Origin of the sequence: Roseibium sp. FZY0029, assembly GCF_036350355.1 — a bacterium.
In the GTDB taxonomy this organism is placed as follows: Bacteria; Pseudomonadota; Alphaproteobacteria; order Rhizobiales; family Stappiaceae; genus Roseibium.
Map to the genome: position 1 here is coordinate 96,809 of NZ_JAZDVZ010000004.1, position 21,778 is coordinate 118,586.

Annotated in this window: 27 protein-coding genes and 1 tRNA gene; 19 read left to right on the plus strand and 9 right to left on the minus strand. The window is 61.0% G+C overall.

Translation table 11 applies throughout. The features are described from left to right. Nucleotides 1-251 precede the first annotated feature (251 nt). The 4 genes from V1T76_RS12000 to V1T76_RS12015 form a co-directional block, all read right to left on the minus strand. Entirely contained in the window at nt 252-1,073 is an 822-nt protein-coding gene (locus V1T76_RS12000) for a response regulator (protein WP_330560901.1), read from the minus strand. Between the two features lie 445 nt (nt 1,074-1,518). Beyond that, nucleotides 1,519-1,594, minus strand: a tRNA-Thr gene (locus tag V1T76_RS12005). 246 nt (nt 1,595-1,840) lie between these two features. Continuing rightward, nucleotides 1,841-3,865: a heme biosynthesis protein HemY gene (locus V1T76_RS12010; RefSeq protein ID WP_330560902.1), complete on the minus strand. Its 2,025-nt coding sequence runs from the start codon at nt 3,863-3,865 to the stop codon at nt 1,841-1,843. Between the two features lie 78 nt (nt 3,866-3,943). Next, a complete protein-coding gene (locus V1T76_RS12015; RefSeq protein ID WP_330560903.1) occupies nt 3,944-5,245 on the minus strand; it encodes a hypothetical protein in 1,302 nt (433 codons plus the stop codon). A gap of 4 nt (nt 5,246-5,249) precedes the next feature. Between V1T76_RS12015 and V1T76_RS12020 the strand changes: the two genes are divergently transcribed. Together V1T76_RS12020 and V1T76_RS12025 are read left to right on the plus strand one after the other, a co-directional pair. Further along, nucleotides 5,250-5,516, plus strand: a complete 267-nt coding sequence (locus V1T76_RS12020) for a hypothetical protein (protein ID WP_330560904.1) — start codon at nt 5,250-5,252, stop codon at nt 5,514-5,516. A 60-nt stretch (nt 5,517-5,576) separates the two neighbouring features. Next, nucleotides 5,577-6,065, plus strand: a complete 489-nt coding sequence (locus V1T76_RS12025) for a hypothetical protein (RefSeq protein ID WP_330560905.1) — start codon at nt 5,577-5,579, stop codon at nt 6,063-6,065. Here V1T76_RS12025 and V1T76_RS12030 read toward each other — a convergent pair. Together V1T76_RS12030 and hemC are read right to left on the minus strand one after the other, a co-directional pair. Beyond that, entirely contained in the window at nt 6,062-6,778 is a 717-nt protein-coding gene (locus V1T76_RS12030; RefSeq protein WP_330560906.1) for a uroporphyrinogen-III synthase, read from the minus strand. The two genes, V1T76_RS12025 and V1T76_RS12030, sit on opposite strands and share 4 nt — an antisense overlap. 7 nt (nt 6,779-6,785) lie before the next feature. After that, nucleotides 6,786-7,712: a hydroxymethylbilane synthase gene (gene hemC, locus V1T76_RS12035; protein ID WP_330560907.1), complete on the minus strand. Its 927-nt coding sequence runs from the start codon at nt 7,710-7,712 to the stop codon at nt 6,786-6,788. A 93-nt stretch (nt 7,713-7,805) separates the two neighbouring features. Here hemC and tsaD point away from each other — a divergent pair, with 93 nt between their 5' ends. From tsaD to V1T76_RS12100, 13 genes are all read left to right on the plus strand, one after another. Continuing rightward, nucleotides 7,806-8,912: a tRNA (adenosine(37)-N6)-threonylcarbamoyltransferase complex transferase subunit TsaD gene (gene tsaD, locus V1T76_RS12040; protein ID WP_330560908.1), complete on the plus strand. Its 1,107-nt coding sequence runs from the start codon at nt 7,806-7,808 to the stop codon at nt 8,910-8,912. A 105-nt stretch (nt 8,913-9,017) separates the two neighbouring features. Then, on the plus strand, nt 9,018-9,521 hold the full coding sequence (locus V1T76_RS12045; protein ID WP_330560909.1) for an NUDIX hydrolase: 504 nt from the start codon (nt 9,018-9,020) through the stop codon (nt 9,519-9,521). Nucleotides 9,522-9,548: 27 nt separating this feature from the next. Further along, entirely contained in the window at nt 9,549-10,022 is a 474-nt protein-coding gene (locus V1T76_RS12050) for an NUDIX hydrolase (protein WP_006937740.1), read from the plus strand. Next, on the plus strand, nt 10,009-11,016 hold the full coding sequence (locus V1T76_RS12055; protein ID WP_330560910.1) for an NAD(P)H-dependent glycerol-3-phosphate dehydrogenase: 1,008 nt from the start codon (nt 10,009-10,011) through the stop codon (nt 11,014-11,016). The genes V1T76_RS12050 and V1T76_RS12055 overlap by 14 nt, the downstream gene beginning before the upstream one ends. Nucleotides 11,017-11,189: 173 nt before the next feature. After that, nucleotides 11,190-11,480, plus strand: a complete 291-nt coding sequence (locus V1T76_RS12060; RefSeq protein ID WP_330560911.1) for a YciI-like protein — start codon at nt 11,190-11,192, stop codon at nt 11,478-11,480. Continuing rightward, nucleotides 11,481-11,906 (plus strand): EVE domain-containing protein, encoded by a 426-nt coding sequence (locus V1T76_RS12065; protein ID WP_006937746.1) that lies wholly within the window; start codon nt 11,481-11,483, stop codon nt 11,904-11,906. It abuts the gene before it with no gap. A 27-nt stretch (nt 11,907-11,933) separates the two neighbouring features. Then, nucleotides 11,934-12,605, plus strand: coding sequence for a class I SAM-dependent methyltransferase (locus tag V1T76_RS12070; protein WP_330560912.1), 672 nt, complete (start codon nt 11,934-11,936; stop codon nt 12,603-12,605). 151 nt (nt 12,606-12,756) lie between these two features. After that, on the plus strand, nt 12,757-13,929 hold the full coding sequence (locus V1T76_RS12075; RefSeq protein WP_330560913.1) for a M20 aminoacylase family protein: 1,173 nt from the start codon (nt 12,757-12,759) through the stop codon (nt 13,927-13,929). Between the two features lie 122 nt (nt 13,930-14,051). Then, complete coding sequence (locus V1T76_RS12080) at nt 14,052-14,846, plus strand: AlbA family DNA-binding domain-containing protein (protein ID WP_330560914.1); 795 nt, start codon at nt 14,052-14,054, stop codon at nt 14,844-14,846. A 1-nt stretch (nt 14,847) separates the two neighbouring features. Continuing rightward, nucleotides 14,848-15,618 carry a sulfite exporter TauE/SafE family protein gene (locus V1T76_RS12085; protein ID WP_330560915.1) on the plus strand — a complete coding sequence of 257 codons (771 nt, stop codon included), beginning with the start codon at nt 14,848-14,850 and terminating at the stop codon, nt 15,616-15,618. Nucleotides 15,619-15,798: 180 nt separating this feature from the next. Then, complete coding sequence (leuB, locus tag V1T76_RS12090; RefSeq protein WP_330560916.1) at nt 15,799-16,911, plus strand: 3-isopropylmalate dehydrogenase; 1,113 nt, start codon at nt 15,799-15,801, stop codon at nt 16,909-16,911. Between the two features lie 81 nt (nt 16,912-16,992). Further along, entirely contained in the window at nt 16,993-17,412 is a 420-nt protein-coding gene (locus tag V1T76_RS12095; RefSeq protein WP_330560917.1) for a hypothetical protein, read from the plus strand. A gap of 13 nt (nt 17,413-17,425) precedes the next feature. Beyond that, a complete protein-coding gene (locus tag V1T76_RS12100; protein ID WP_330560918.1) occupies nt 17,426-17,815 on the plus strand; it encodes a VOC family protein in 390 nt (129 codons plus the stop codon). A 3-nt stretch (nt 17,816-17,818) separates the two neighbouring features. On the opposite strand, the gene V1T76_RS12105 is transcribed toward V1T76_RS12100, so the two are convergent. Next, complete coding sequence (locus tag V1T76_RS12105) at nt 17,819-18,715, minus strand: LysR family transcriptional regulator (RefSeq protein WP_330560919.1); 897 nt, start codon at nt 18,713-18,715, stop codon at nt 17,819-17,821. 94 nt (nt 18,716-18,809) lie between these two features. Between V1T76_RS12105 and V1T76_RS12110 the strand changes: the two genes are divergently transcribed. Further along, nucleotides 18,810-19,547: an SDR family oxidoreductase gene (locus V1T76_RS12110; RefSeq protein WP_330560920.1), complete on the plus strand. Its 738-nt coding sequence runs from the start codon at nt 18,810-18,812 to the stop codon at nt 19,545-19,547. 32 nt (nt 19,548-19,579) lie between these two features. After that, nucleotides 19,580-19,792, plus strand: coding sequence for a tautomerase family protein (locus tag V1T76_RS12115; RefSeq protein ID WP_075283965.1), 213 nt, complete (start codon nt 19,580-19,582; stop codon nt 19,790-19,792). 65 nt (nt 19,793-19,857) lie between these two features. Here the strand turns inward: V1T76_RS12115 and V1T76_RS12120 are convergent, their stop codons facing one another. Together V1T76_RS12120 and V1T76_RS12125 are read right to left on the minus strand one after the other, a co-directional pair. Further along, nucleotides 19,858-20,289, minus strand: coding sequence for a YqaA family protein (locus tag V1T76_RS12120; RefSeq protein ID WP_330560921.1), 432 nt, complete (start codon nt 20,287-20,289; stop codon nt 19,858-19,860). Next, on the minus strand, nt 20,286-20,735 hold the full coding sequence (locus tag V1T76_RS12125; protein ID WP_442970115.1) for a MarR family winged helix-turn-helix transcriptional regulator: 450 nt from the start codon (nt 20,733-20,735) through the stop codon (nt 20,286-20,288). The genes V1T76_RS12120 and V1T76_RS12125 overlap by 4 nt, the downstream gene beginning before the upstream one ends. 68 nt (nt 20,736-20,803) lie before the next feature. Here V1T76_RS12125 and V1T76_RS12130 point away from each other — a divergent pair, with 68 nt between their 5' ends. Together V1T76_RS12130 and V1T76_RS12135 are read left to right on the plus strand one after the other, a co-directional pair. Beyond that, nucleotides 20,804-21,202 (plus strand): antibiotic biosynthesis monooxygenase family protein, encoded by a 399-nt coding sequence (locus V1T76_RS12130; RefSeq protein ID WP_330560923.1) that lies wholly within the window; start codon nt 20,804-20,806, stop codon nt 21,200-21,202. Continuing rightward, nucleotides 21,199-21,696, plus strand: a complete 498-nt coding sequence (locus tag V1T76_RS12135) for a cytochrome b/b6 domain-containing protein (protein WP_330560924.1) — start codon at nt 21,199-21,201, stop codon at nt 21,694-21,696. The genes V1T76_RS12130 and V1T76_RS12135 overlap by 4 nt, the downstream gene beginning before the upstream one ends. Nucleotides 21,697-21,778 lie beyond the last annotated feature (82 nt).

Consider the following 21,778-nt stretch of genomic DNA (forward strand, 5'->3'; position numbering starts at 1 on the left):
CACACAGACCGAGAGGCAATATCCGGCGCAGTAATTCAAGTTTTGCTATTTTGCCCACACCGCTCTCCATGCATTCAGCCAGTGGAACCGATACGAACTAGGGGAAGATTTCCGATTCTGCCATTGAATCAACTGAAGCGTTTTAAATCAAGAATACTGACAAACTATCCAGTCCTGACTTCCATAAACGGCGCAGAGAGGCACATGGAAACGGCCCGTTTGCGCATGACACCGGCTTTGCCGGCGGACGCTCAGGAGGCCTTGCGTTCACGTTCCATGAAGCTGAACATGTCGCGCACCTTGCCGAACTTTGGCGTGTCCAGTTCCAGGAACTTGTGCATGAGCGTATCGATATCCTGGGCGGTGAACGGCTTCTTCAGGAACCCGTTTATACCGACAAATGCCGCTGACCGCTCCAGGTAGGTCGTGTCGTTGGTCGACATCATGTAGATGCCGATCTTGCTGGACAGGTCGCGGATCGACCCGGCAAGCTCGATTCCATCAACGTCTGGCATGTGGAAATCCGTCAGCACGATCCGGAATTTGCCCGATGCCAGGGCGCGAAGCGCGGCCGGAGCGCTATCGGCTTCCGAAATCTCGAAGTCGAACCGGCTGGCCTCCAGAACCTTGCGCGTCAGTTTGCGCATTGTTCCGCTGTCGTCGACGATCAGGATCGGGTAGGTCATCGTCATCGTCATATAGGTGGAAACGATTTCCGAGACTTCGGCCTGATTGAACGGCTTCTTGAGGAAGTGATAAGCGCCGAATTTCTTCAGCGTGTTGGCATTGCGGTCGTCGAGGTCGCTCGAAATAGCAACGGTCAGACAGCCTGTCGACTTTGTCTCGCCCATCGCGGCGATCACCTCCGGGCCATTCAGCCCAGGCATGTTGATGTCGATAAACGCCATGTCGATCTGCTTTTTCTTCAGAACCTCGACGGCGGCGCGGCCATTGTCGACATTGTCTATCTCGATGTAGCGCTTGGACCGGTGAACGGCGATGCCGTTGTTGATGACTTCACGCGCGACGCCGCTGTCATCAGCGACAAGAATGCGGATCATTTTGTGCAGCAAGTGTCATCACCTCTTGTGCGGCGCTCGCATTGTCTTCTGAGGCCTATCGAAATTTTCAAACACAATAAGCAAACAAGTGTATATTTTCGGTTACTTAAAATTGTCAGGTAAATGACAACCGAAAATACCAGCAAGAAATACATGCAATCTTTCGAAACAAGCTCTGTATTTCTTTCTACATATGACCTGCAACAACTTCTCCAGCTGCGGCAGACATGGGAAAAGCCTGGCTTGAGCACCGCCCTTCCCCAACAAGAGATGACATGTCATGTCTACAGGCGAGGCCCTAGAAAAGGGAGAAGAGCCCCGGCGTGCCTAACAGCGTCTGCACGGCTTGAAGCTTGCGAAACATCTGCCTGAAAAGCCGGTTCAGGCGACAACGCACGGACAAAGGCTCTGCCCTGTCCTCAAAGACCTGACTGAAATGTTCTGAACCTTGGAAAAGTGGTGCCGCTGAAGGGACTCGAACCCCCGACCCCATCATTACGAATGACGTGCTCTACCATCTGAGCTACAGCGGCATTTTCCGGCAGGTGCCGGACATCGCGCGATTTGACGCGGACACTCAGGTCATGCCCGAGTGCGCCGCTAATTACCGGAGCTTGGCGTCAGATGCAAGAGGCTAAAACCGGTTCTTTCGGGAAGATCACATCTTCCCTTTTTACAAGATCCGGCAAACAGCCGCCAGAAGCGCCTTCTGATGCTGACAGCGGCCGCGCCTGAGCGTGTGGCCCCAAAACTGAAGATGAAATGGTTTGGGCCACACCCTAGTTGAAAAAGCGCGGACGCGGGGTCTTGGACGCTTCGATATCGTCGTCCTCATCCGGTCCCGGATCGTCCGGCATCCGCGACAAAGGAAACTCGATCGGCCGGTTGAGATCGTCTTTGGAACTTCCGGATTTCGTCTCGCCCGACTTCGCATCACCTGGTTTCGCTTCGCCCGGCTTTGCATCGCCAGTCTTCGCCTCATCGGCTTTGGCGGAAGAGGGCTTCACCTCTGCGTTTTTGGATGCGTCCTCACCCTTTGCATCTGCCTTGGATGACACCTCGGGACCATTCTGGCCTTGGGCTTTGCCTGCAGGTTCACTGGCTCCGGAAGACGGTTTGGCTGGTGTCATCGGAGCAGCTTCTTTCGGGGACGTCTTGGCAGGGGCAGCCTCTTCCTTGGGCGCGGCTTTTGCAGCCGTGGCGTCGGGCAGGTCCTTCAGGGCAGGACTGAACTTGACGTCGTCCGTCGTGCCTTCATAGCCCTGCTTGCCGACCGGCACCGTTGTTGCCTCAGGGGCCGCGCCTGCGGCCTTGTCCGCATCGGACCTGGGGTCCGACGGTTTCGGATCGGTGGCCTTGGTGACAGGCTCCACTTCCAGCACGACGGCGCTGTCATCCACATCCGCGACCGGCCGAACCGGTTCGGCAGACGCGGCGGACGGCAACGCGGGGGCGTCGAACAGGCTGTCTTCAAGCAGCGGCCCATCCTCGTCCGACAGGCTGCCGGGTGTTGCCCACTGAAACGCGTCGAGCTTGCCCGTGACCGGTGAAACCGGCTGCCACTCTGCGGAAATGATGCCGTCGGCCATCCAGACCTTGTCCAGCGGCGCGCTGACGGCACGGGCCAACCAGTCACGCGTGCGGCCGCGGTCGCCGTGTTCGGCTTCCTCCACTTCCGCCATCAGCAGGAATGCCTGACGGGTGGGTTCGGACTGCAGAACCTTTTTCAGCTGCTGGCGCGCTTCCTCGAATTCCCGCGCCTCCATGGCGGCGCGGGCGATGGCCAGCGCGCCTTCAGGGGTGTTGGCCCGCTGCGCGGACAGCGACTTCACCCGCTTCAGGCGATCGACAGCCGAATCGCCGGTGCGGACATGGGCATAGGTTTCCGCAAGGTCCGGGTGCGGGAACAGACGCCATGTGGCTTCCAGCACCTTGGACGCCTTGCGGATATCGCCCCGGCGCGTGGCCAGACGCGAGGTCAGCACAGCAGCCGGCACAAGATCAAGCGCCAGACCGTGCGCTTCCTTGGCCAGCGAATAGGCCCGCTCCGGCTCGCCGTCCTCAAGCTTCATGGCAAGGGCCGTCAGAATGACGGCGCGCTGACGCCGGTAGGTTTTCTTGTCGAGCATCTTGGCGGCGTAATTGCGCTCCAGCGTCTTGAGCGCTTCGTCCCAGTGATGGGCGACCGCCTGATAGCCGAGCACGGCCTTTCCGGCCCATTCCAGACCCGGCGAGGTCTTGGCCGCTTCTTCCGCGTAATGGCGTGCGGCAACCGGTTCCTTGTGGCGCTCGGCTTCGATGAAGAGGCCGTGCAGACCAAGGGCCTTGGTGGCGGGGTCTTCCAGCATTGCCTCGAACCGCTGACGCGCTTCGTCATCCTTGCCGGCAAGCTGTGCAGTCTGCGCCAGGAGCAGCTTTGCAGCAGGTTCATCGTCCAGCAGCTTGTCGGCGTCCAGTGCGTGTCGGCGCGCCAGTTTGGCGTTGCCCGTTCCCAGTGCGATCAGGCCCTGCGACAGGGCATTGTAGCCCTTGTCTTTCCGGCGGCGCCGGAAGAACCGGCTGGCAATCTGCGGAGACTTCAGAACAACGCGGATCGCCCAGACAATCACCAGGAAGACCGCCAGGAAAACAGCGGCGGCAAGGCCGACGATGACAGGCGACTGCTCCCAGATGTCCGTCCCGACCTGCTGACCGTTTTCATACACCGGCCAGGAAATCTGGATTGTGCCCGGCAGGTCCGCCATCCAGGCAAAGCCGAGGGCAACGGCAAACAACAGCGCGAAAAAGATCAGAACGCGGATCATTCAGTTCGCTCCCTGCGACGGCCGGCTTCTACCGGCACTTGGTTCCATTGACGGGCGGGCGCGTGGGCCGGCCTGCATTCAGCTATCCTTCGCAGCAAGCGCGTTGAGCACTTCCTGCGAGGCCTTGTCCGTCAGATCATTGACCTCGACACGGGCTTCGGCGCGGGTTGCCCAGTCGGCACCTGCGGCCTGCGCCTGTTCGGGCAGATCCTTGTAGGCGGCAAGGGCCGCTTTCAGATCACCCTTGTTGACGGCATTTTCCATGCGCTGCAGGGCAGCAGAAGGACCTTCGCCTTCCCCTGATCCGGACCGGCGAACGGTGAACAGCGACTGCGCGCTGGACACCAGGCTGTCGAGCACATCGCCGGAGCGATCCGGTTCGGAAAAGGTCTGGTAGATCGAGCGCGCGACCGGCGGAAACTGCGCAATCAGCACCGACACCGGCTCAACACCGGTCTTGGCATTGGCTTCCAGCGCCGACAGGTCGAGATCACCCGGCAGGCCAGCCTTCACAGCGGCCAGTTCGGTTTCATAGGGACGTCCGGAATCGACAGCCGACTTCAGCGCCGAAACCGAAAGCGCACGAGCGGCAACTTCCCGCGCCGTGGCATCACCCATCGTCGCCTCGACAGCAGCAAGACGCGAGGAAATCGTATCGAGTTCGGCGCGCAAGCCTTCCAGAGCCGCCGTGTTGGCCGCCCCGACCGACTTTATGTCGGCAGCCAGCGAAGACAGCGTCTCGGTGGCCCGCGCCTGGCTGTCGGCAAGGGTTTTCAATGAAACATCCGATGTCGAAACGGCGGTCTGCGCTGCTTTCGCGGTCGCTTCGGTGTTGGAAAGACGGGTTTCCACATCCGAAAGGCTCGACTTCAGATCCGAAAGCTGGCCTTCAAGCCCTGTCACGGAACCCGAAAGTTTGTCCGCTTCGGAAGAAGTCGAGCTCTCCAGCTCGGCAACACGGCTTTCCAGCGGCGCAAGATCGACCTGGCTGTCGCTCTTCACAGTCTCTTCCAACGCAGCCAGACGGCTTTCCAGTGGCTGCAGATCGGCCGGCACCCCTTCGCCGGTACCACCACCTGCGGAAGCCACGCTGCTGCGCAATCCTTCGACGTCCTGCTTCAGGGCATCGACGGTGGCGCTGAGATCGGACGATGACGTCTCCTGCACTCTGGCCTCAAGATCGGAGACCTTGCTTTCCAGCGCGGAAACATCGGTGGAGCTGCTCTGGCTGGAAACCGAAGACGTTACGTCGCCAAGTTTTTTCTCCAGATCGGCAATCTTGCTTTCCGCCGCGCTGAGCGCACTGGTCAGCTGCTGGTTCGGCTCCGGCGACAGTTTGACGAGCCCGGCCTGATACAGACCGAAGCCTCCACCGAGCACCAGAATGCCGCCGATAACGGCTGAGAGCAGAACGCCGAAAGCGCCGACACCGCCGCGGTCTTCAGCCGCAGGCGGATTGGAGAAGGTTGTCGTTCCACCCGGCCGGGAGCTGCTGCTTGTCGAAGACGTTCCAGGCTGGCTTGCGGAAGATGTTGAGGAGCTCGTCGAAGAGGCCGGTTTGCTGGTTGCTGCCGACGACCCGGTCGTGCCGGTGCCGGATGGCTTACCGGCAGCGGAAGACCCGGCAGCGGTGGAAGATGTCGAGGAATAACCGGTTCCGGTCGAAGACGATTTCGTTGAAGACGGGGAAGGCGACGATGCGCTGCCTGAAGTGCCGCTGGCACCCGATGAGGAGGCACTTCCTGTTGACGAAGAACTGCTGGACGCCGGGGAGCTGCCGGACGCTGTTGTGCTGCCGGCGCTGCCTGGCTTGGATGCACCCGCAGACGAGCTGCTGGCGGACGCCCCCGATGTTGGCCCAGTGGTCGACCCAGAAGTTGACCCAGAAGCTGACCCGGGGGTCGACTTTGTATCCGATGGTTTGGCCCCGACCTTTTCCGCGGTCAGATCAATCGTCACCGGCCGCTTGCCGCCGCCGGAGGAAGACGTGGTGCTGCTGCCCGGCTTGTCCTTGCCGCTGGCGCTGCCACTACCCGATGAGGATGTCCCGCCCGGGGATTTCTTGTCCGTCGTCATCTCATCTCCTCCTGAACCCTTCCGGTCCCAAGACCTTCACTATACACACCTCTTTGCGAAGCGGTACCGCCGCAGCAAAGACTTTTGCGCGCTGCAAAAGAACGACTCCCCCGGATCGGGTTAACACTGTGTTAACGCCAGATCCAGCAAGGAAGTTTCATTCGGCGCAGCTGCAACACGCACATGGCTTGCCTCAGACAGGGGCTCGGCCGACTGCCGAGAAAGCGCATAGACAGGCAAACCGGACAAAATATGGTCGAGCCCATGGCTGCGAACCAGGGCCACAAAAGCCTCGGCCGTGCGTCTGGAATAAATGAGCACACCGTCAAAAGCGCTGCTGTTCAGGCTATCCACAACGGCGGAAGGCAAACGCGTAACTGCGTCCATGCGGTAGACCACGACAGTGCGGCAAGAGACGTCGCCTGCGGCGAGAAGTCCCTCCAGATCCCCCGCCCGGTCCTCTGCCGCAGGATAAAGCACCTCGCCGGACGACAAGCCGCTTCGTTTATCGAGAATCAGTTGCGCGAGCGCATCGATGTTGCCGCTGGCCGAATGAACCTTGGGAAATCCTGCCTCCCGGCAGGCAAGCGCGGTTGCATCGCCAACCGTGAAAACCGGCAATTTCCTGAAGTCATCGATCTGGCTGTGCGCCGCCAGGATGGCAACGGCCCGCCGGCTGGAGAAAGCCAGTGCCGACACACCCTCCAACCCGATCCCCGCACTGCCCACCTCAACGGTCTTCAGGACGGGCGCCTCATCGGCGACATGCCCCAGAGCCCGCAGTTTTTCTGCGGTGCGCCGGCAATCCGGCTGGGGACGCGTCACCAGAAAGTGCATGATTGGCTCAGGCTCCGACCATGAAATCCGGCCCCATGCAGGATTTCAGGTCTTCGCCCACCGACCGGCCGATCTGCACGGCGTCGGACTTCAGGCCACTGGCCGTAGCTTCGTGGACTTCCGATCCATCCGGCTTCAGCACGATGCCCCGGAAGTGCAGCGTGTCGCCGTCGAGCGTCGCCAGACCACCAATGGGCGTGCGGCACGATCCGTCCAGAACCGCGAGAAAGGCGCGCTCGGCATCAAGGCGGATCTGGGTTGCCTCGTCGTGAATGGCCGCCAGCATCTCAAGGGTGGCCGTGTCGTCCGCCCGGCTTTCGATGCAGATCGCGCCTTGGCCGACCGCCGGCAAAAACTGGTCGATTTCCAGAAGGCTGGTGATTTCCGCTTCGAGACCAAGACGGCGCAGACCGGCCGCCGCCAGAAGCGTGGCATCCACTGCACCTTCCGCCAGCTTGCGCAGGCGGGTCTGCAGGTTGCCGCGATACATCACCACTTCGATGTCCGGGCGCAGCCGCTTGATCATCGCCTGACGGCGCAGCGAGCTGGAACCGACGACGGCGCCATGAGGCAGATCGGTCAGGGTCTTTGCCTTGGGCGACAGGAACGCATCGCGAACATCCTCGCGCGGCAGGAAAGCCGTCAGCGCCAGCCCGTCCGGCAGCACCGTCGGCATGTCCTTGGACGAATGAACGGCAAGATCGATGCGCCCATCCAGAAGCGCTTCCTCGATTTCCTTGGTGAACAGCCCCTTGCCGCCGACTTCCGACAGCGGCCTGTCCTGGATCCTGTCGCCGGATGTCTTGATGACCACGATCTCGAACGCGTCTTCGGCCAGACCATGAGCCGCCATCAGCCGGTCGCGGGTTTCGTGAGCCTGTGCCAGCGCCAGAGCACTGCCCCTTGTTCCGATACGCAAAGGATTTGATTGCAAGGTTTACCGTCCAGATGCTACGCCCGGCAGAAATGACGGGCACCGATTTATGTCTTTTCGAATGTCCTAACACAGGCCACCGCAATTAGACCAATGACCTCAGTCAAAATAGATGACAATGCGACCAATCTGACGGTCCTGGGGATTGAAACAAGCTGCGACGAAACGGCAGCGGCGGTGGTGCGCGGTCCAGCACACAAGGAAATCCTGTCCAACACGATCCGTTCGCAGATCGACGAGCACACGGAGTTCGGCGGCGTGGTGCCGGAGATCGCCGCCCGCGCCCATATCGAGATCCTCGACCGGATCGTTGCCGAAGCCATGGACGAGGCAGGCTGCGGCTGGGACGATATCGACGCCATTGCCGCAACTGCCGGCCCGGGCCTGATCGGCGGGGTCATCGTCGGCTTCATGACTGCCAAGGCCATCGCCATGGCCGCGGGAAAGCCGATTGTCGGCGTCAATCACCTGGAAGGTCACGCCCTGACCGCGCGCTTGACCGACGACCTCGAATTCCCGTTCCTTCTTTTGCTGGTGTCCGGTGGCCACAGCCAGTTTCTGCTGGTGCGCGGGGTCGGCGACTACGAACGCCTCGGCACGACCATCGACGATGCCATCGGCGAAGCTTTCGACAAGACGGCCAAGCTGCTGGGCCTGCCTTATCCCGGCGGCCCGCATGTGGAGAAGATGGCTGCACGGGGAGATGTCACCCGCTTCCGCCTGCCGCGCCCGCTGCTGGACCGGCCGGGCCTCGACATGTCCTTTGCCGGCCTGAAGACCGCTCTTCGAACCCAGGCGAAAAAGCTGGAACCGGTTGACGAACAGACGATTGCCGACCTCTGCGCCGCCTTCCAGCGGTCCGTTTCGGACGTTCTGGCGGCACGCACCCGCTCCGCACTCGACCTTTTCCGGACGCGCCATCCGGGCGTCAAACCGGCAATTGTCGTGGCCGGCGGCGTTGCGGCGAACCAGGAAATTCGCGCCAGCCTTCTTGCGGCCGCGGAAGAGGCGGATGCCCGCTTCGTCGCCCCGCCGCTGCGCCTTTGCACCGACAATGCCGCTATGATCGCCTGGGCCGGTATCGAGCGGCTTCGGCTCGGCCCCGTGGACGACATGAGCCTGTCGCCCCGGCCCCGCTGGCCGCTGGACGCCGCCAATGCCGGTGTGCTCGGCGCGGGCAAGAAGGGCGCCAAGGTTTAGGCGGCAGCCTAATAAAAACCTCGCTCGAATGTGCGCCGACCCTTTTGCGCGGCCAAAGACCCTGTTAGGAAACCTCAGCCTTTCCAACAAGGACAGTTTTCAGCGATGCGCGTCTACCACAAGGCCTATGTCTATCTGACCTGCGGCACGGACCTTCTGGTCTTCAACGAACCGGACACGCCCTGGCTCGGTCTTCAGGTGCCTGGCGGAACGATCGATCCGGGGGAAAGCTTCCTGCATGGCGCCATGCGGGAATTTGCCGAGGAAACCGGCCTCGATCTGGACGTCGCCTTCGATCATTTTTCCAGCCAGGACATCCCGTTCGAAACGATCCCGCCGGTCGGCCAGTTCCGGCCCGCGCCCAACCGCCCGCTGCTTGGCCGACACATCCGCCGCAATTATCATGTTCGCCTCGCAACCCGGCCCGGCACCGAATGGGAACATTACGAAATGCATCCCAGCAGCGGCGGCGAACCGATTCGCTACCGCTTTTTCTGGGTCGACCTCTTTGGCGAGCGTGCGAGCAACGAGGAAAACTTCTTCGCCGCTTTCGGCGCACCCCTGAGTGCTTTGCGCGAGCGAGTGACGCAGATCGCCAACGCGGCATAAATCTGTTTTTTCAAGGACTTGCCGGTTATGATCTACTACAAGGCCTACGTTTATCTGACCTGCGGCACGGAACTCCTGGTGTTTGAGGAGCCGGATTTCCCCGATGCCGAGATCCAGGTTCCCGGCGGCACGGTCGACCCCGGCGAGAGCTTTTTGCAGGCTGCCCGGAGAGAATTTGCCGAGGAGACCGGACTTTCGTTGGATATCGCGTTCGAATCGTTCGCCGACCAGGACCATTTCTTCAAAGATGTTCCCCGTTGTCTCGACGGCTTGCATCGCCGGCGGCATTTTCACGGCCGTATTCGTGAAAAGCCCGCGACAGAATGGGAACACTTCGAAACGTCACCGAACTCAGGCGGACCTCCGATAAGGTTCCGCCTGTTCTGGATTGACCTGTTCACCATGGATGCGCCGACCGAGGCCCGCTTTTTTGAAGGGTTTGGAGCGCAGCTTGAAACATTACGGACGCGCGTGGAAAGGCAGAGCAATGGGCGCCATTAGGTCTATCGGCGTCGTTGGCGGAGGTGCGTGGGGCACGGCCCTGGCCCTGACCGCGGCCCGGGCCGGCCGCGAGGTACGCCTTTGGGCGCGCGATCCCGGCACGGTTTCCGATATCCGGGTTCGCCGGCAGAACCCGCGCTATCTGCCGGGAATCACCTTTGACGAAGACCTGGAAGCGACCTCGTCGCTCGAAGAGGTCGCTGATGCCGATGCCATTTTGCTGGTGACACCGGCCCAGACCACCCGGGCCATGCTGGCAGCCTTGAAACAGACCGGCAAGGTGCGTGGCCCTGTTGTTCTGTGTGCCAAGGGCATCGAACAGTCCTCCGGCAAGCTTCTCTCCAAGGTCATGAGCGAGGAACTGCCCGGCATCGAACCCGGCGTCCTCTCAGGTCCGAGCTTTGCCGACGATGTCGCGAGAGGCTTGCCGACCGCCGTGACCGTTGCGGCCAATACTGCCAAGACGGCGCTCAGCCTGTGCGAAGCGCTGCAATCGCCCTGCTTCCGGCCCTATGCCTCCATCGACGTTCTTGGAACCCAGATCGGCGGCGCCCTCAAGAACGTGCTTGCAATCGCCTGCGGGGCCGTGGTCGGCCGCAAGCTCGGCGCCAGCGCCCAGGCGGCCCTGACCGCACGCGGCTTTGCCGAACTGTCGCGCCTCGGCACCGCAATGGGCGCGCAGGGCGAAACCCTCACTGGCCTTTCCGGTCTCGGCGATCTGGTGCTCACCTGCTCGTCCAGCCAGTCGCGTAATTTTTCCTTCGGGCTGCGGCTCGGCGAGGGCTTCATGGCCTCCGAGCTGATTTCGGCGGGCGGCAAATTGGCCGAAGGAGCCTATTCCGCCCGCGTCGCCGTCAAACTGGCGAGCAAATACGATGTCGAAGTGCCGATCTGCGAGACCGTCGCCAAGATGATCGATGAGGACCTGACCATCGACGACGCCCTCAACATCCTGATGGCCCGCCCGCTGAAATCGGAAACGGCGGGTCTTTGAACCAGTCTCAAAGAACGACGCTTGTTCCGGATGTCGCCTATCCCCGAAGATACGCAGAAGCGCTCTTCTGAGGGGATTGGTGCGATGACATCCACTTGAAACAATACCCCATTGAGTTTCCCCCGTCCCGGCCCTAGGTTCGACGCAGATTCGACCAACCCGGGGAAATCTTCATGCTCTATGCCCTGATCTGCACCGACAAGCCCGGTGCCCTGCAGACGCGTCTCGACAACCGCGCCGCGCATCTCGACTTTCTGAAAGGCCTTGGCGACAGCCTCAAGGCTGCCGGTCCGTTTCTTGATGACGACGGCAACATGACCGGCTCGCTGGTCGTGATCGAAGCGTCCAACCGCGACGAGATCCTGGCGATCTCCCAGGAAGATCCCTATGCCCTGGCCGGTCTTTTCGAAAGCGTCGAGATCCGTCCCTGGAACTGGGCGGTCAAGAACCCGGAGGCAAACTGAGTGCAGTACTGGCTGATCAAGTCCGAGCCCGACAAATGGTCCTGGGAACAGCAGAAAGCCCGGGGCGACAAGGGCGAACAATGGGACGGTATCCGGAACTACCAAGCACGCAACAACATGCGGGCCATGGAAATCGGCGACAAGGCGTTCTTCTACCATTCCAACATCGGCAAGGAAGTCGTGGGTATCGTTGAAGTCTGCAGCGACATCCATCCGGACACCACCATTGACGATCCGCGCTGGGAATGTGTGGACTTCAAGGCTGTCTGCGACATGCCGAAGCCGGTGACCCTGGCCGACGTGAAGGCTGAGCCGCGCCTTGCCAAGATGTCGCTGGTCACCTCCATGCGCCTGTCGGTCCAGCCGGTCACGGAAGAGGAATGGAAAATCGTCTGTGAAATGGGCGGCCTGAAAGAGCCTGCGTAACGTCCTCTTCTGAAAGACCTGCCCTGAATGGCCCTTATCAAGGATCCGGCAGCCTTCATCCGCAAGGAAACCAAGGTCAAACCTGTGCCGCATGCGGAGGAAATCCTGCTGCATGTGGCTGATGAGGCCATGGATCTTTGGCAAAAAACCGAAGACGAACTGGGTGAGCTCGGCCTGCCGCCACCGTTCTGGGCTTTCGCCTGGGCGGGCGGTCAGGGCCTTGCCCGCTATGTGCTCGACACGCCGGGGCTGGTCAAAGGCAAGCGCGTTGTTGATTTTGCCTGCGGGTCCGGCCTTGTCGGCATTGCCGCAATGAAAGCGGGGGCCGCGTCCTGCCATGCGGTCGACATCGATGCCTTCGCCCTGACAGCAACCCGGATGAACGCTGCGCTGAACGATATCGAAGTCACGACGGAGACTGCGGACATCACCGCCGGAGAGCCGCCTGAAGCGGACGTCGTCTTTTGCGGCGACGTTTTCTACGACAAGCCGATGGCCGACAAGGTTCTGGCCTTTCTCGACAGGCTGCTGACGAACGGCATCGAGGTTTATGTCGGCGATCCGGGCCGGTCCTATCTGCCGTCGGCGCGCTTGACGGAGCTGGCGGCCTACAGCGTTCCGGTGGTCGGCGCGCTGGAAGACAGTGAAATCAAACGCACGCGTGTGTTCCGTTTGGAGCAAAAATCATCCGCAAAATGATGCCTTGGCGGATCACCCTTGCAATCGTCAGCCGGGTGAATAACTTTTTCTGCAATCCCACTTCCTCTTTTTGCAGCTTGCGATAGGTTAGGGACCTAACCCTTCAAGCTTCAAACGCTTTCCCGTTCAGACGTGTTTCTAGGAGTCTTTCATGCCCATCGTTAATCGCCTCGCGGATCTGGCCGACGAGATCACTGCCTGGCGCCGCGACATCCACGAAAACCCCGAAATTCTTTACGAGACGGTCCGGACTGCCGAAAAGGTATCCGAGCTATTGCAGAGCTTCGGTGTCGACGAAATCGCAACGGGCGTCGGCAAGACAGGTGTGGTCGGGGTGATCAAGGGCCGCAACGGCGGTGCCGGCAAGACCATCGGCCTGCGTGCCGACATGGATGCACTGCCGATCGAGGAAGTCACCGGCAAGGAATATGCCTCCAAGATCCCGGGCAAGATGCACGCCTGCGGCCATGACGGCCACACCGCCATGCTGCTGGGCGCGGCCAAATATCTCGCCGAGACCCGCAACTTCGACGGCACCGTGGTCGTCATCTTCCAGCCGGCAGAAGAGGGCGGCGCGGGCGCGAAGGCGATGATCGACGATGGCCTTCTGACCCGCTGGCCGATCGAGGAAGTCTACGGCATGCACAACTTCCCGGGCATGCCGGTTGGCGAATTTGCCATCCGCAAGGGTCCGATCATGGCTGCGACCGACGAATTCCGCATCACGATCACCGGTCGGGGCGGCCATGCCGCCAAGCCGCACGAGACCATCGACCCGATCGTGATCGGTTCGCAACTCGTGACGGCGCTGCAGACCATCGCCAGCCGCAACGCCAACCCGCTCGATTCGGTGGTTGTGTCGGTCACCGTCTTCCAGGGCGGCAACGCGTTCAATGTTATTCCGCAGGAAGTTCTGTTGCGCGGTACGGTCCGCACGCTCAGCCCGCAAATGCGTGATCTTGCCCAGGCCCGGATGGAAACCATCGTCAGCTCCGTTGGCGATGCGTTCGGTGCCAAGGCGGTGCTGCAGTTCACCCGCGGCTATCCGGTCACGGTGAACCACGATGAGCAGACAGATTTTGTGGCGTCTGTTGCCGAAGGCATTTCCGGGGTTGGCAAGGTCCACCGCGAGATCGAGCCGATGATGGGCGGCGAGGATTTCTCCTATATGCTGGAAGAGCGTCCGGGGGCGTTCATCTTCGCCGGCAACGGCGACAGCGCCGGCCTGCATCATCCGGCCTACGACTTCAACGACGACCTGATTCCGGTCGGGTGTTCCTACTGGGTGAAACTCGTCGAAACGGCCCTGCCGACAGCAGCCTGATGCGTTTCGCTGCCTTCACCGTCATCCCGGCTCGCACGAAGCCTGCCCGGGATGACGCGCGATGGGTTTTGGCTTAAGAGTGACGCCGGTTCCGACCGGCGTTTTCATTTGGATTTTGGAATATGGCACTTTCCCCGTTCAAGCTCCCCTTTCTGGCAGCCTATGTCGTGGTCGGGGCCATCGTCGGTGTCCTGGTCATTCACCCGCTGAACCTGGTGGTGGTCTGGTGGGAACTGGCCCGTTTTTCGGAAACCGCGCCCAATCTCCTTGAATTTCTGATGGCTCGTCTCTGGCTTGTGCTGCTTCCCCGACATCTGGACGTGGCGATTGCCTATACCGTGCTCGGCGCCATTGTCGGCCTTGCCTTCGGCATTTTCACCCGCAACTACATGCGCACCACCGAGGCCTACAGGTCGCTGCGCGAGGAACAGACCGCGCTGATTCCCGATCTATTGAAACAGGGCGAAACCCGGCGCGTGGAGTTCAAGTCGTCGCTGCGCTGGGACCTGAATGAAAACCGGACCAACAGGTCGCTGGAAAAGGTCATCGCCAAGACGCTGGCAGGCTTCTTCAACGCAGATGGGGGCCACCTTCTGATCGGCGTCGATGACAAAGGCACGCCGCTCGGGCTCGACAAGGATCTGGCAACGCTGAAAAGCCCCGACCTCGATGCCTTCGAGCGCACGGTCAACGACATCGTTTCCAAAACCCTCGGCGGCGACCTCTGCCCCTACATCCATACTGTCTTTGCAAAGGTTGAGGGCAAGGACGTGGCCATGGTCATCGTCAGTCCGGCCCCCCGCGCCGTCTACATGGAAGAGAACAAGGCTTCGGTCTTCTACTTGCGCAGCGGCAATTCCACACGCGCGCTGGATGTCCGCGAAGCGGTCAATTACGCGAACAAGAGATGGCCATGACATGCCGGAGGCAGCCGGTTTCTTCTTTCCCGATCAGCTGCACCTTGCCGCTTCGCTGACGCTGATCGTCGCCAGTTTCTTCACCTCTGCCCTGGCTGCAGCCGTCGGCCTTGGTGGCGGGGTCGCCTTGATCGCGATCATGGCGACCCTCATGCCCGCCACTGCACTGGTGCCGGTCCACGGTGTTGTACAGCTCGGGTCGAATGCCGGGCGCGCCCTGGTCCAACTGAAACATGTCGACTGGCTGATTGCGCTTTGGTTTGCGATCGGGGCCGCATTCGGTGCTGCGATCGGCGGTTCAATTGCGGTGGAATTGCCACCCACCGTTCTCAAGGCGGGCATCGGCCTGTTCGTCTTGTGGGTCGTCTGGGGCAAGGCACCCCGCTTCGGCAAGGCCCCGAAAAGGGTTATGGCGGCTGCAGGCTTCGTCTCGACTTTCCTGTCCATGTTCTTCGGTGCGGCCGGCCCCATCGGCGCCGCCGTGCTGTCCACCCTGGGATTGACCCGCCACGAGTTCGTCGCCAACCAGGCGGTCACCGCGCTGATCATGCATGTCTTCAAGATCATCGCCTTCGGCGCCCTCGGCTTTGCCTTCGCGCCCTGGTTCGGACTGATCGTTCTAATGATCATCAGCGGCTTTCTCGGCACGCTTGCTGGCAGCCGCCTGCTCGGCCGCATGAATGAAAAGAGTTTCAAGACCGGCTTCAAGTGGGTCATGACCCTGCTCGCGCTGAATCTCCTGTGGCAGGCTGCGCGCGGATGGCTCGGCTGACGGCGGCCGGCGCCCTCTGGAAAATGGTCGCAACGCCCTCACAGCCGGAAGCGTTCCGCCGTTCTTGACCTTTGCCCATGGCTTGCTTGAGTTCTTCGCAACTGGCTTCATCTTGAAAGACAACGGCCGACGCGCTAACCCATCGCCATCAGTTTTCTCAAAATGCGGGATGGAACACCCATGGCTTCACAAAACCTTCTGCTTCTGCCGGGTGACGGCATTGGCCCGGAAATCATGCAGGAAGTGAAAAAGGTTATTCGCTGGTTCAACGAAAAGGGCGGCAGTTCTTTCGAAACCGACGAAGGCCTGGTTGGCGGCTCCGCCTATGATGCACATGGTCAGTCGATCTCCGAAGAAGACATGGCCAAGGCCATGGCTGCGGACGCGGTGATCTTCGGCGCCGTCGGCGGCCCGAAGTGGGACGACGTTCCTTACGAGGTTCGCCCGGAAGCCGGCCTGCTGCGCCTGCGCAAGGACATGCAGCTTTTCGCCAACCTGCGCCCGGCCATCTGTTATCCGGCACTCGCCGATGCGTCCTCGCTGAAGAAGGACGTGATCGAAGGCCTCGACATCCTGATCGTGCGCGAGCTGACCGGCGGTGTCTATTTTGGCGAGCCGAAGGAAATCATCGACCTCGGCAACGGCCAGAAGCGCGGCATCGACACGCAGGTCTATGACACCTACGAGATCGAGCGCATTTCCGGCGTTGCCTTCGAGCTGGCGCGCACGCGCGGCAACAAGGTCACGTCCATGGAAAAGCGGAACGTGATGAAGTCCGGTGTTCTGTGGAACGAGGTCGTGACCCAGACGCACAAGAACGGCTACGAGGACGTTCAGCTGGAGCACATGCTGGCCGATGCTGGCGGCATGCAGCTCGTTCGCTGGCCGAAGCAGTTCGACGTCATCGTGACGGACAACCTCTTCGGCGACATGCTGTCCGACGTTGCCGCCATGCTGACCGGCTCGCTCGGCATGCTTCCGTCTGCATCGCTTGGCGCTCCGGACGGTGTCACCGGCAAGCGCAAGGCACTCTATGAGCCCGTCCACGGCTCGGCTCCGGACATTGCCGGTACGGGCGCTGCCAACCCGATCGCCATGATCGCCAGCTTCGGCATGGCGCTGCGCTACTCCTTCGAAGAAGTCGCGGCCGCCGACAAGCTCGACAAGGCCATCGCCAACGCCCTCGACAAGGGCCTGCGCACCAAGGACATCGCAGCCCCCGGCCAGGCAACCGTTTCCACCGTGGAAATGGGCGACGCCATCATTGCCGAACTGGACGCCCTGAGCGCGTGATTGGCAATCGCCATTTGCAAGCAGAGCCGTCACCGGTTATCCCGGTGGCGGCTTTCCCATTTTCAAGACACCGCTGGTCCAATGATCGAAGACAAACTCGCCCCCTTTCTCGGCACCTGGATCCTCGACACGGAGGAAAGCGACTTCGAACAGGGCGAACCGCCCCGAAGCGCCACACTGAAGATCGACGAGAATTTCGGCGTTGCCGTGTTCACCATGAACCAGGTGGCTGCCGATGGTGAAGTGACCAATGACACCTTCGAGGCAATGCCGGACGGACCTGAAGTGCGCCTCGGCAAAAGCGGCCTGGTCGACGCCATGCGTCTTGTCTTCCAGGGCGACCGCAACCTGATTTCGGAAGCCCGTCGCGGCGGACTGACCATCATGAAGGCCGACCGGGAACTGTCCGAAGACGGCAGAACCCTGACCGTGACCCAGACCGTCCACCTGGTGGATGTTGCAAGTTACACGAATGTGTCCGTCTACCGGCGCGCGCAGTAGGACCCGGTCTTCAATGAAACAGATGATTGGAGCGATTGCCCTTGTCGTGCCCGACTATGACGAGGCCATCGCCTATTACACCGGCAAGCTCGGCTTCGATCTGATCGAAGATACACACCTTGGCCTCAACAAGCGCTGGGTGCTGGTCGCCCCGAAGGGCAGTTCCGAGACCCGTCTTCTGCTTGCAAAGGCAGATGGAGACAGCCAGCAAGCCGCCATCGGCAACCAGACCGGCGGACGCGTGTTCCTGTTCCTGCACACCGAGGACTTCGACCGCGACCATCAGGCGATGCTGACGGCTGGTGTCAGCTTTTTGGAGGCTCCCCGCCAGGAAGCCTATGGCAAGGTCGCCGTCTTCCAGGACCCGTTCGGCAACAAGTGGGATCTGATCCAGAGGGTCTGAGGTCTATATGTCCACCGCGGCGAAGATACCGGCCACCCATTCGACAAAGACGCGAACGCGCGGTGAAAGCTGGCGGTTCTGGGGGTAGAACGCAGCCAAGGGCAACGAGGTCGGCGGCAAATCCGGCAGGACCTGCACCAGCGCACCGCTTTCCAGATCTTCGGCAAGCCGGTAGCGAGGCGCCTGGAACAGCCCGAACCCAAGACACCCGAGTTGGTGTACCGTTTCGGCATCGTTGGCGACGATCCGGCTGGGCAGCATTATTTCGCGCACGCCAGCGGACGTCCGGAAGTCAAGCGGCATGACGGCGCTCGTCCGTGACGACAGGAAGCCGACCATCAGGTGCCCTTCCAGATCCTCAAGACTTGTCGGCGTGCCGTGCGTGGCGAGATAGTCCGGGCTGGCACATGTGATCTCCGCGATCTCCGTCAACTTGCGCATGATCATGCCGCTGTCGTCCGGCACGCCGGCACGGAGCACGCAGTCAACTCCCTCGCGGACCAGATCCACCAGGCGCTCTCCCTGACCGAGCTGCAGGTCGATCTTCGGATAACGCGCCATGAAGTCGGGCAGGTGCGGCAACAGGAAGGTGCGGGTCAGCCGCCCCGGCACATCGACCCGCAACTGTCCGGCAGGCTCATGCCCGCGCAGCGCGCCCTCGGCTTCCTCCACTTCCGCCAGGATTGACACACATCGCCGGTAATAGGCTTCGCCATCCGGAGTCGGCGTAACATGGCGTGTGGTTCGCTCCAGCAACCGGCAGGCGAGATCACGCTCAAGACGCTGGATCACATCCGTGGCGGTGGACCGTGGCAGGTTCAGATCTGCCGCGGCAGCAGTGAAGCTGCCCCGTTCGACCACCCGGACAAAGAGCTGCATTGCGTCGAACTTGCCGTACATTTGTTCTTATTATCCGGATTATCTTTTCAGTTAAAGCATCATTATCCGGAGTTTCCGCCTCGCTATCTTCAGGATCAACGAGAAGGAGACTTACATGACACCAGATCTCGACACCGCCATCGTCACAGGCGCCAGCAAAGGCATAGGCGCAGCCATAGCCCGCAGGCTCTCGCGCGACGGCTTTCAGGTGGTCATCAACTACGGCAAGGATGAAGCCGCGGCTCACACACTTGTCAAAAGCCTGGAAGACCATGGCGGCAAGGCAATGGCGATCCAGGGAGACGTTGCCGAGACAGCGACCCACGAGCGTCTCTTCAAAGCTGCAGAAAAGGCCTTCGGCCCGGTGGGTGTACTCGTCAACAATGCAGGCACCATGCGCAATGCCGCCATTGCCGAAGCAAGCGACGAAGATTTCGACAGACAATGCGCGGTCAATCTCGGTGGTGTTTTCCGCGCCATGCGGCTCGCGTCGAGCCGGCTCGCGGACGGCGGCCGCATCATCTCCATTTCCTCCAGTGTGGTCGGCCTCTATCAGCCTCACTACGGCCTCTACGCCGCGACCAAGGCCGCCGTTGAAGCCATGACCCGGGTTCTGGCGAAGGAGCTTGGCCCGCGTGGCATCCGGGTCAACGCGATCGCCCCCGGTCCGGTTGAGACTGACTTTTTCCTTGCCGGCAAGCCGGCGGAGCTTGTGGAAACAATCCGAAAATCAAACCCGCTTGGCCGTCTCGGCACCCCCGAGGACATCGCCGCAACCGTTGCGTTTCTGGCTGGTCCCGATGGGGACTGGATGAACGGACAGGTTCTGCGCGCCAACGGCGGCATCATCTAGACACTGACACCAAAACCCCAAGGAGAATCGTAATGCCCTTTGCAAATTACAAACTGCCCGAAGCCGCGTTGAGCACAGCGCAAAAGGAAGAGCTGATCCACAAGACCACCGACCTGCTGGTTTCCTTTTTCGGCGAGATCGTGCGGCCCAACACCATGGTTCTGGTGGAAGAGGTCAAGGACGGCGGCTATGGCCGCGCCGACGAAGTCTTCACCATACCGCCCGAGTATCGTGCCGGAGACTGATCTGAACCCGCGTCACTCGCCCGGCTGGAAACAGCCGGGCACTTTCCGTCATCTGGCCCGCAAACTCAGATGACCTGCAACGTGATGAGCGCAACCAGCACATAGCGAGTGGTCTTTGCTATGGCGACCAGCAGAGTGAAGCTCCAGAACGGTTCCTTCAGCACACCCGCCGCCAGTGTCAGTGGATCGCCGATGATCGGTGCCCAGCTCAACAGCAGGCTCCAGCGTCCGTACCGGTGATACCAGCCCGTCGCCTTGGCAAGCTTGTCCGGCTTGACCGGAAACCAGGACGCGGTCGACCACGCGGTTGCCGCCCGTCCCAGACCCCAGTTGACCATCGACCCGAGGGTATTGCCGAGGCTTGCGGCGGCAACCAGCAGAACGACCGGTTCGTTTCCCAGCGCGATCAAGCCGGAAAGGCCCAGTTCGGATTGGGCAGGCAGCAAGGTGGCGGCGAGAAACGACACGCCGAAAAGACCCAGCAGGCTGGCACTCACCGGGAGTTACCGGACTGGGCTTTCTGCATGGCGGCAACGGCCCTGTGCATGAAATCCAGGAACTGAGCTTTTTCCTGTTCCGAAAACCCTTCCAGTGCCTCTGCATTCTGTGCAATCGCCGCGCCGACGGCTTCCTTCTCCAGAACCCGTGCCTTGTCCGTCAGGAAAATCTCCTGAACCCGGCCGTCTTCCTCGCTCGCCCGGCGCGTGATCAGGCTATCGCGTTCCATTCTTGCCAGCGTGTTGGCCAGTGTCGCCTGCTCGATATCAAGCAGTTGCACCAGTTCCTTTTGCGTGCGCCCCTCCTTTGCCCACAGAGCGAGCAGCGCCGGAAACTGCCCTGGTGACAGGCCAAGGGGCCGGATACGGCGCTGGAGACCGGCAGCAAACAACCGGGCCATCTGGTTTGCCAGATATCCAGCGGAGGAATCTTTTTCGAATATCATCCCTTGCATATACGATAGATAGCTTACTATATAAATAAATATAGCTTGCTATATAAAAGGAGATGAAAATGACATCACTCTGGACCCGACGTGCCGTTCACCTGGCCGCGCTTTCTTTACTGACCGCCAACCTGGGAGTTTCCACCATGGCGAATGAAATCACCTCAAAAGCCCCCGTCACGCTGATCAATTCCTTCGAGGTTCCGCAAGACCGCCTTGCCGATGCTGTCCGCGGCTGGGAAAAAGCCCGCGATTTCCTGAAAGAACAACCCGGCTACATCACCACGCGTCTGCACCAGTCCCTGTCCCCACAGGCGAAGTTCCAGCTGGTCAACGTCGCGCTTTGGGAAAGTCCTGAAACCTATCAGGCCGCCATTCAGAAGCTTGGCAAAAGCGGTATCGTCGCGGAGTTCAAGGGGATCGATTTTCATGCCGCGCTCTACACCGTGATCCGGGAGGACGAATGATGTCTTCCCCCACTTCCAGTATCCGGTTGCTGCATTGGACAATTGCCGGTCTTACCATTGGCGCTCTGGTAACCGGCTTTACCCTGACCAACACCGACCCGTTCTCGCCATACCTTCTGAAGACGCATTTGGCGCTTGGCCTGTCGGCAGGTGTTCTTGCTCTTGTCCGGACGATCCTCTGGCTTACGAAGGGAGCCCCTGCTTCGGTCGTCGCCTTTCAGTCCGCTCTGCAGCAAGCTCTCGGCAAGAGCGTCCACGCCGCCTTGCGCCTCGTGCCGCTTCTGCTCCTGATCAGCGGTATCGGCATGATCGTCATATCCGGCAGCCTGGAGACGATTGCGAACGGCACGTTTCCGGGACTTGAAGCTTTCGTTGGATTGCCACCGGCAGGACTGCATCATGCTGCGGCGCTGCTTCTGGCGGCACTCATAGGGCTGCACAGCCTTGCCGCCCTCTGGCACTGGCAAAGAGGGTTTTACCCAGGCCGACAATGACAATGCAAAAAAGGAAAGGCCCGGCGGCCTAAGGCTGCCGGACCTTCGCTCAGGTCTTGGGAGGACCTTTGTTTGAAGCGCT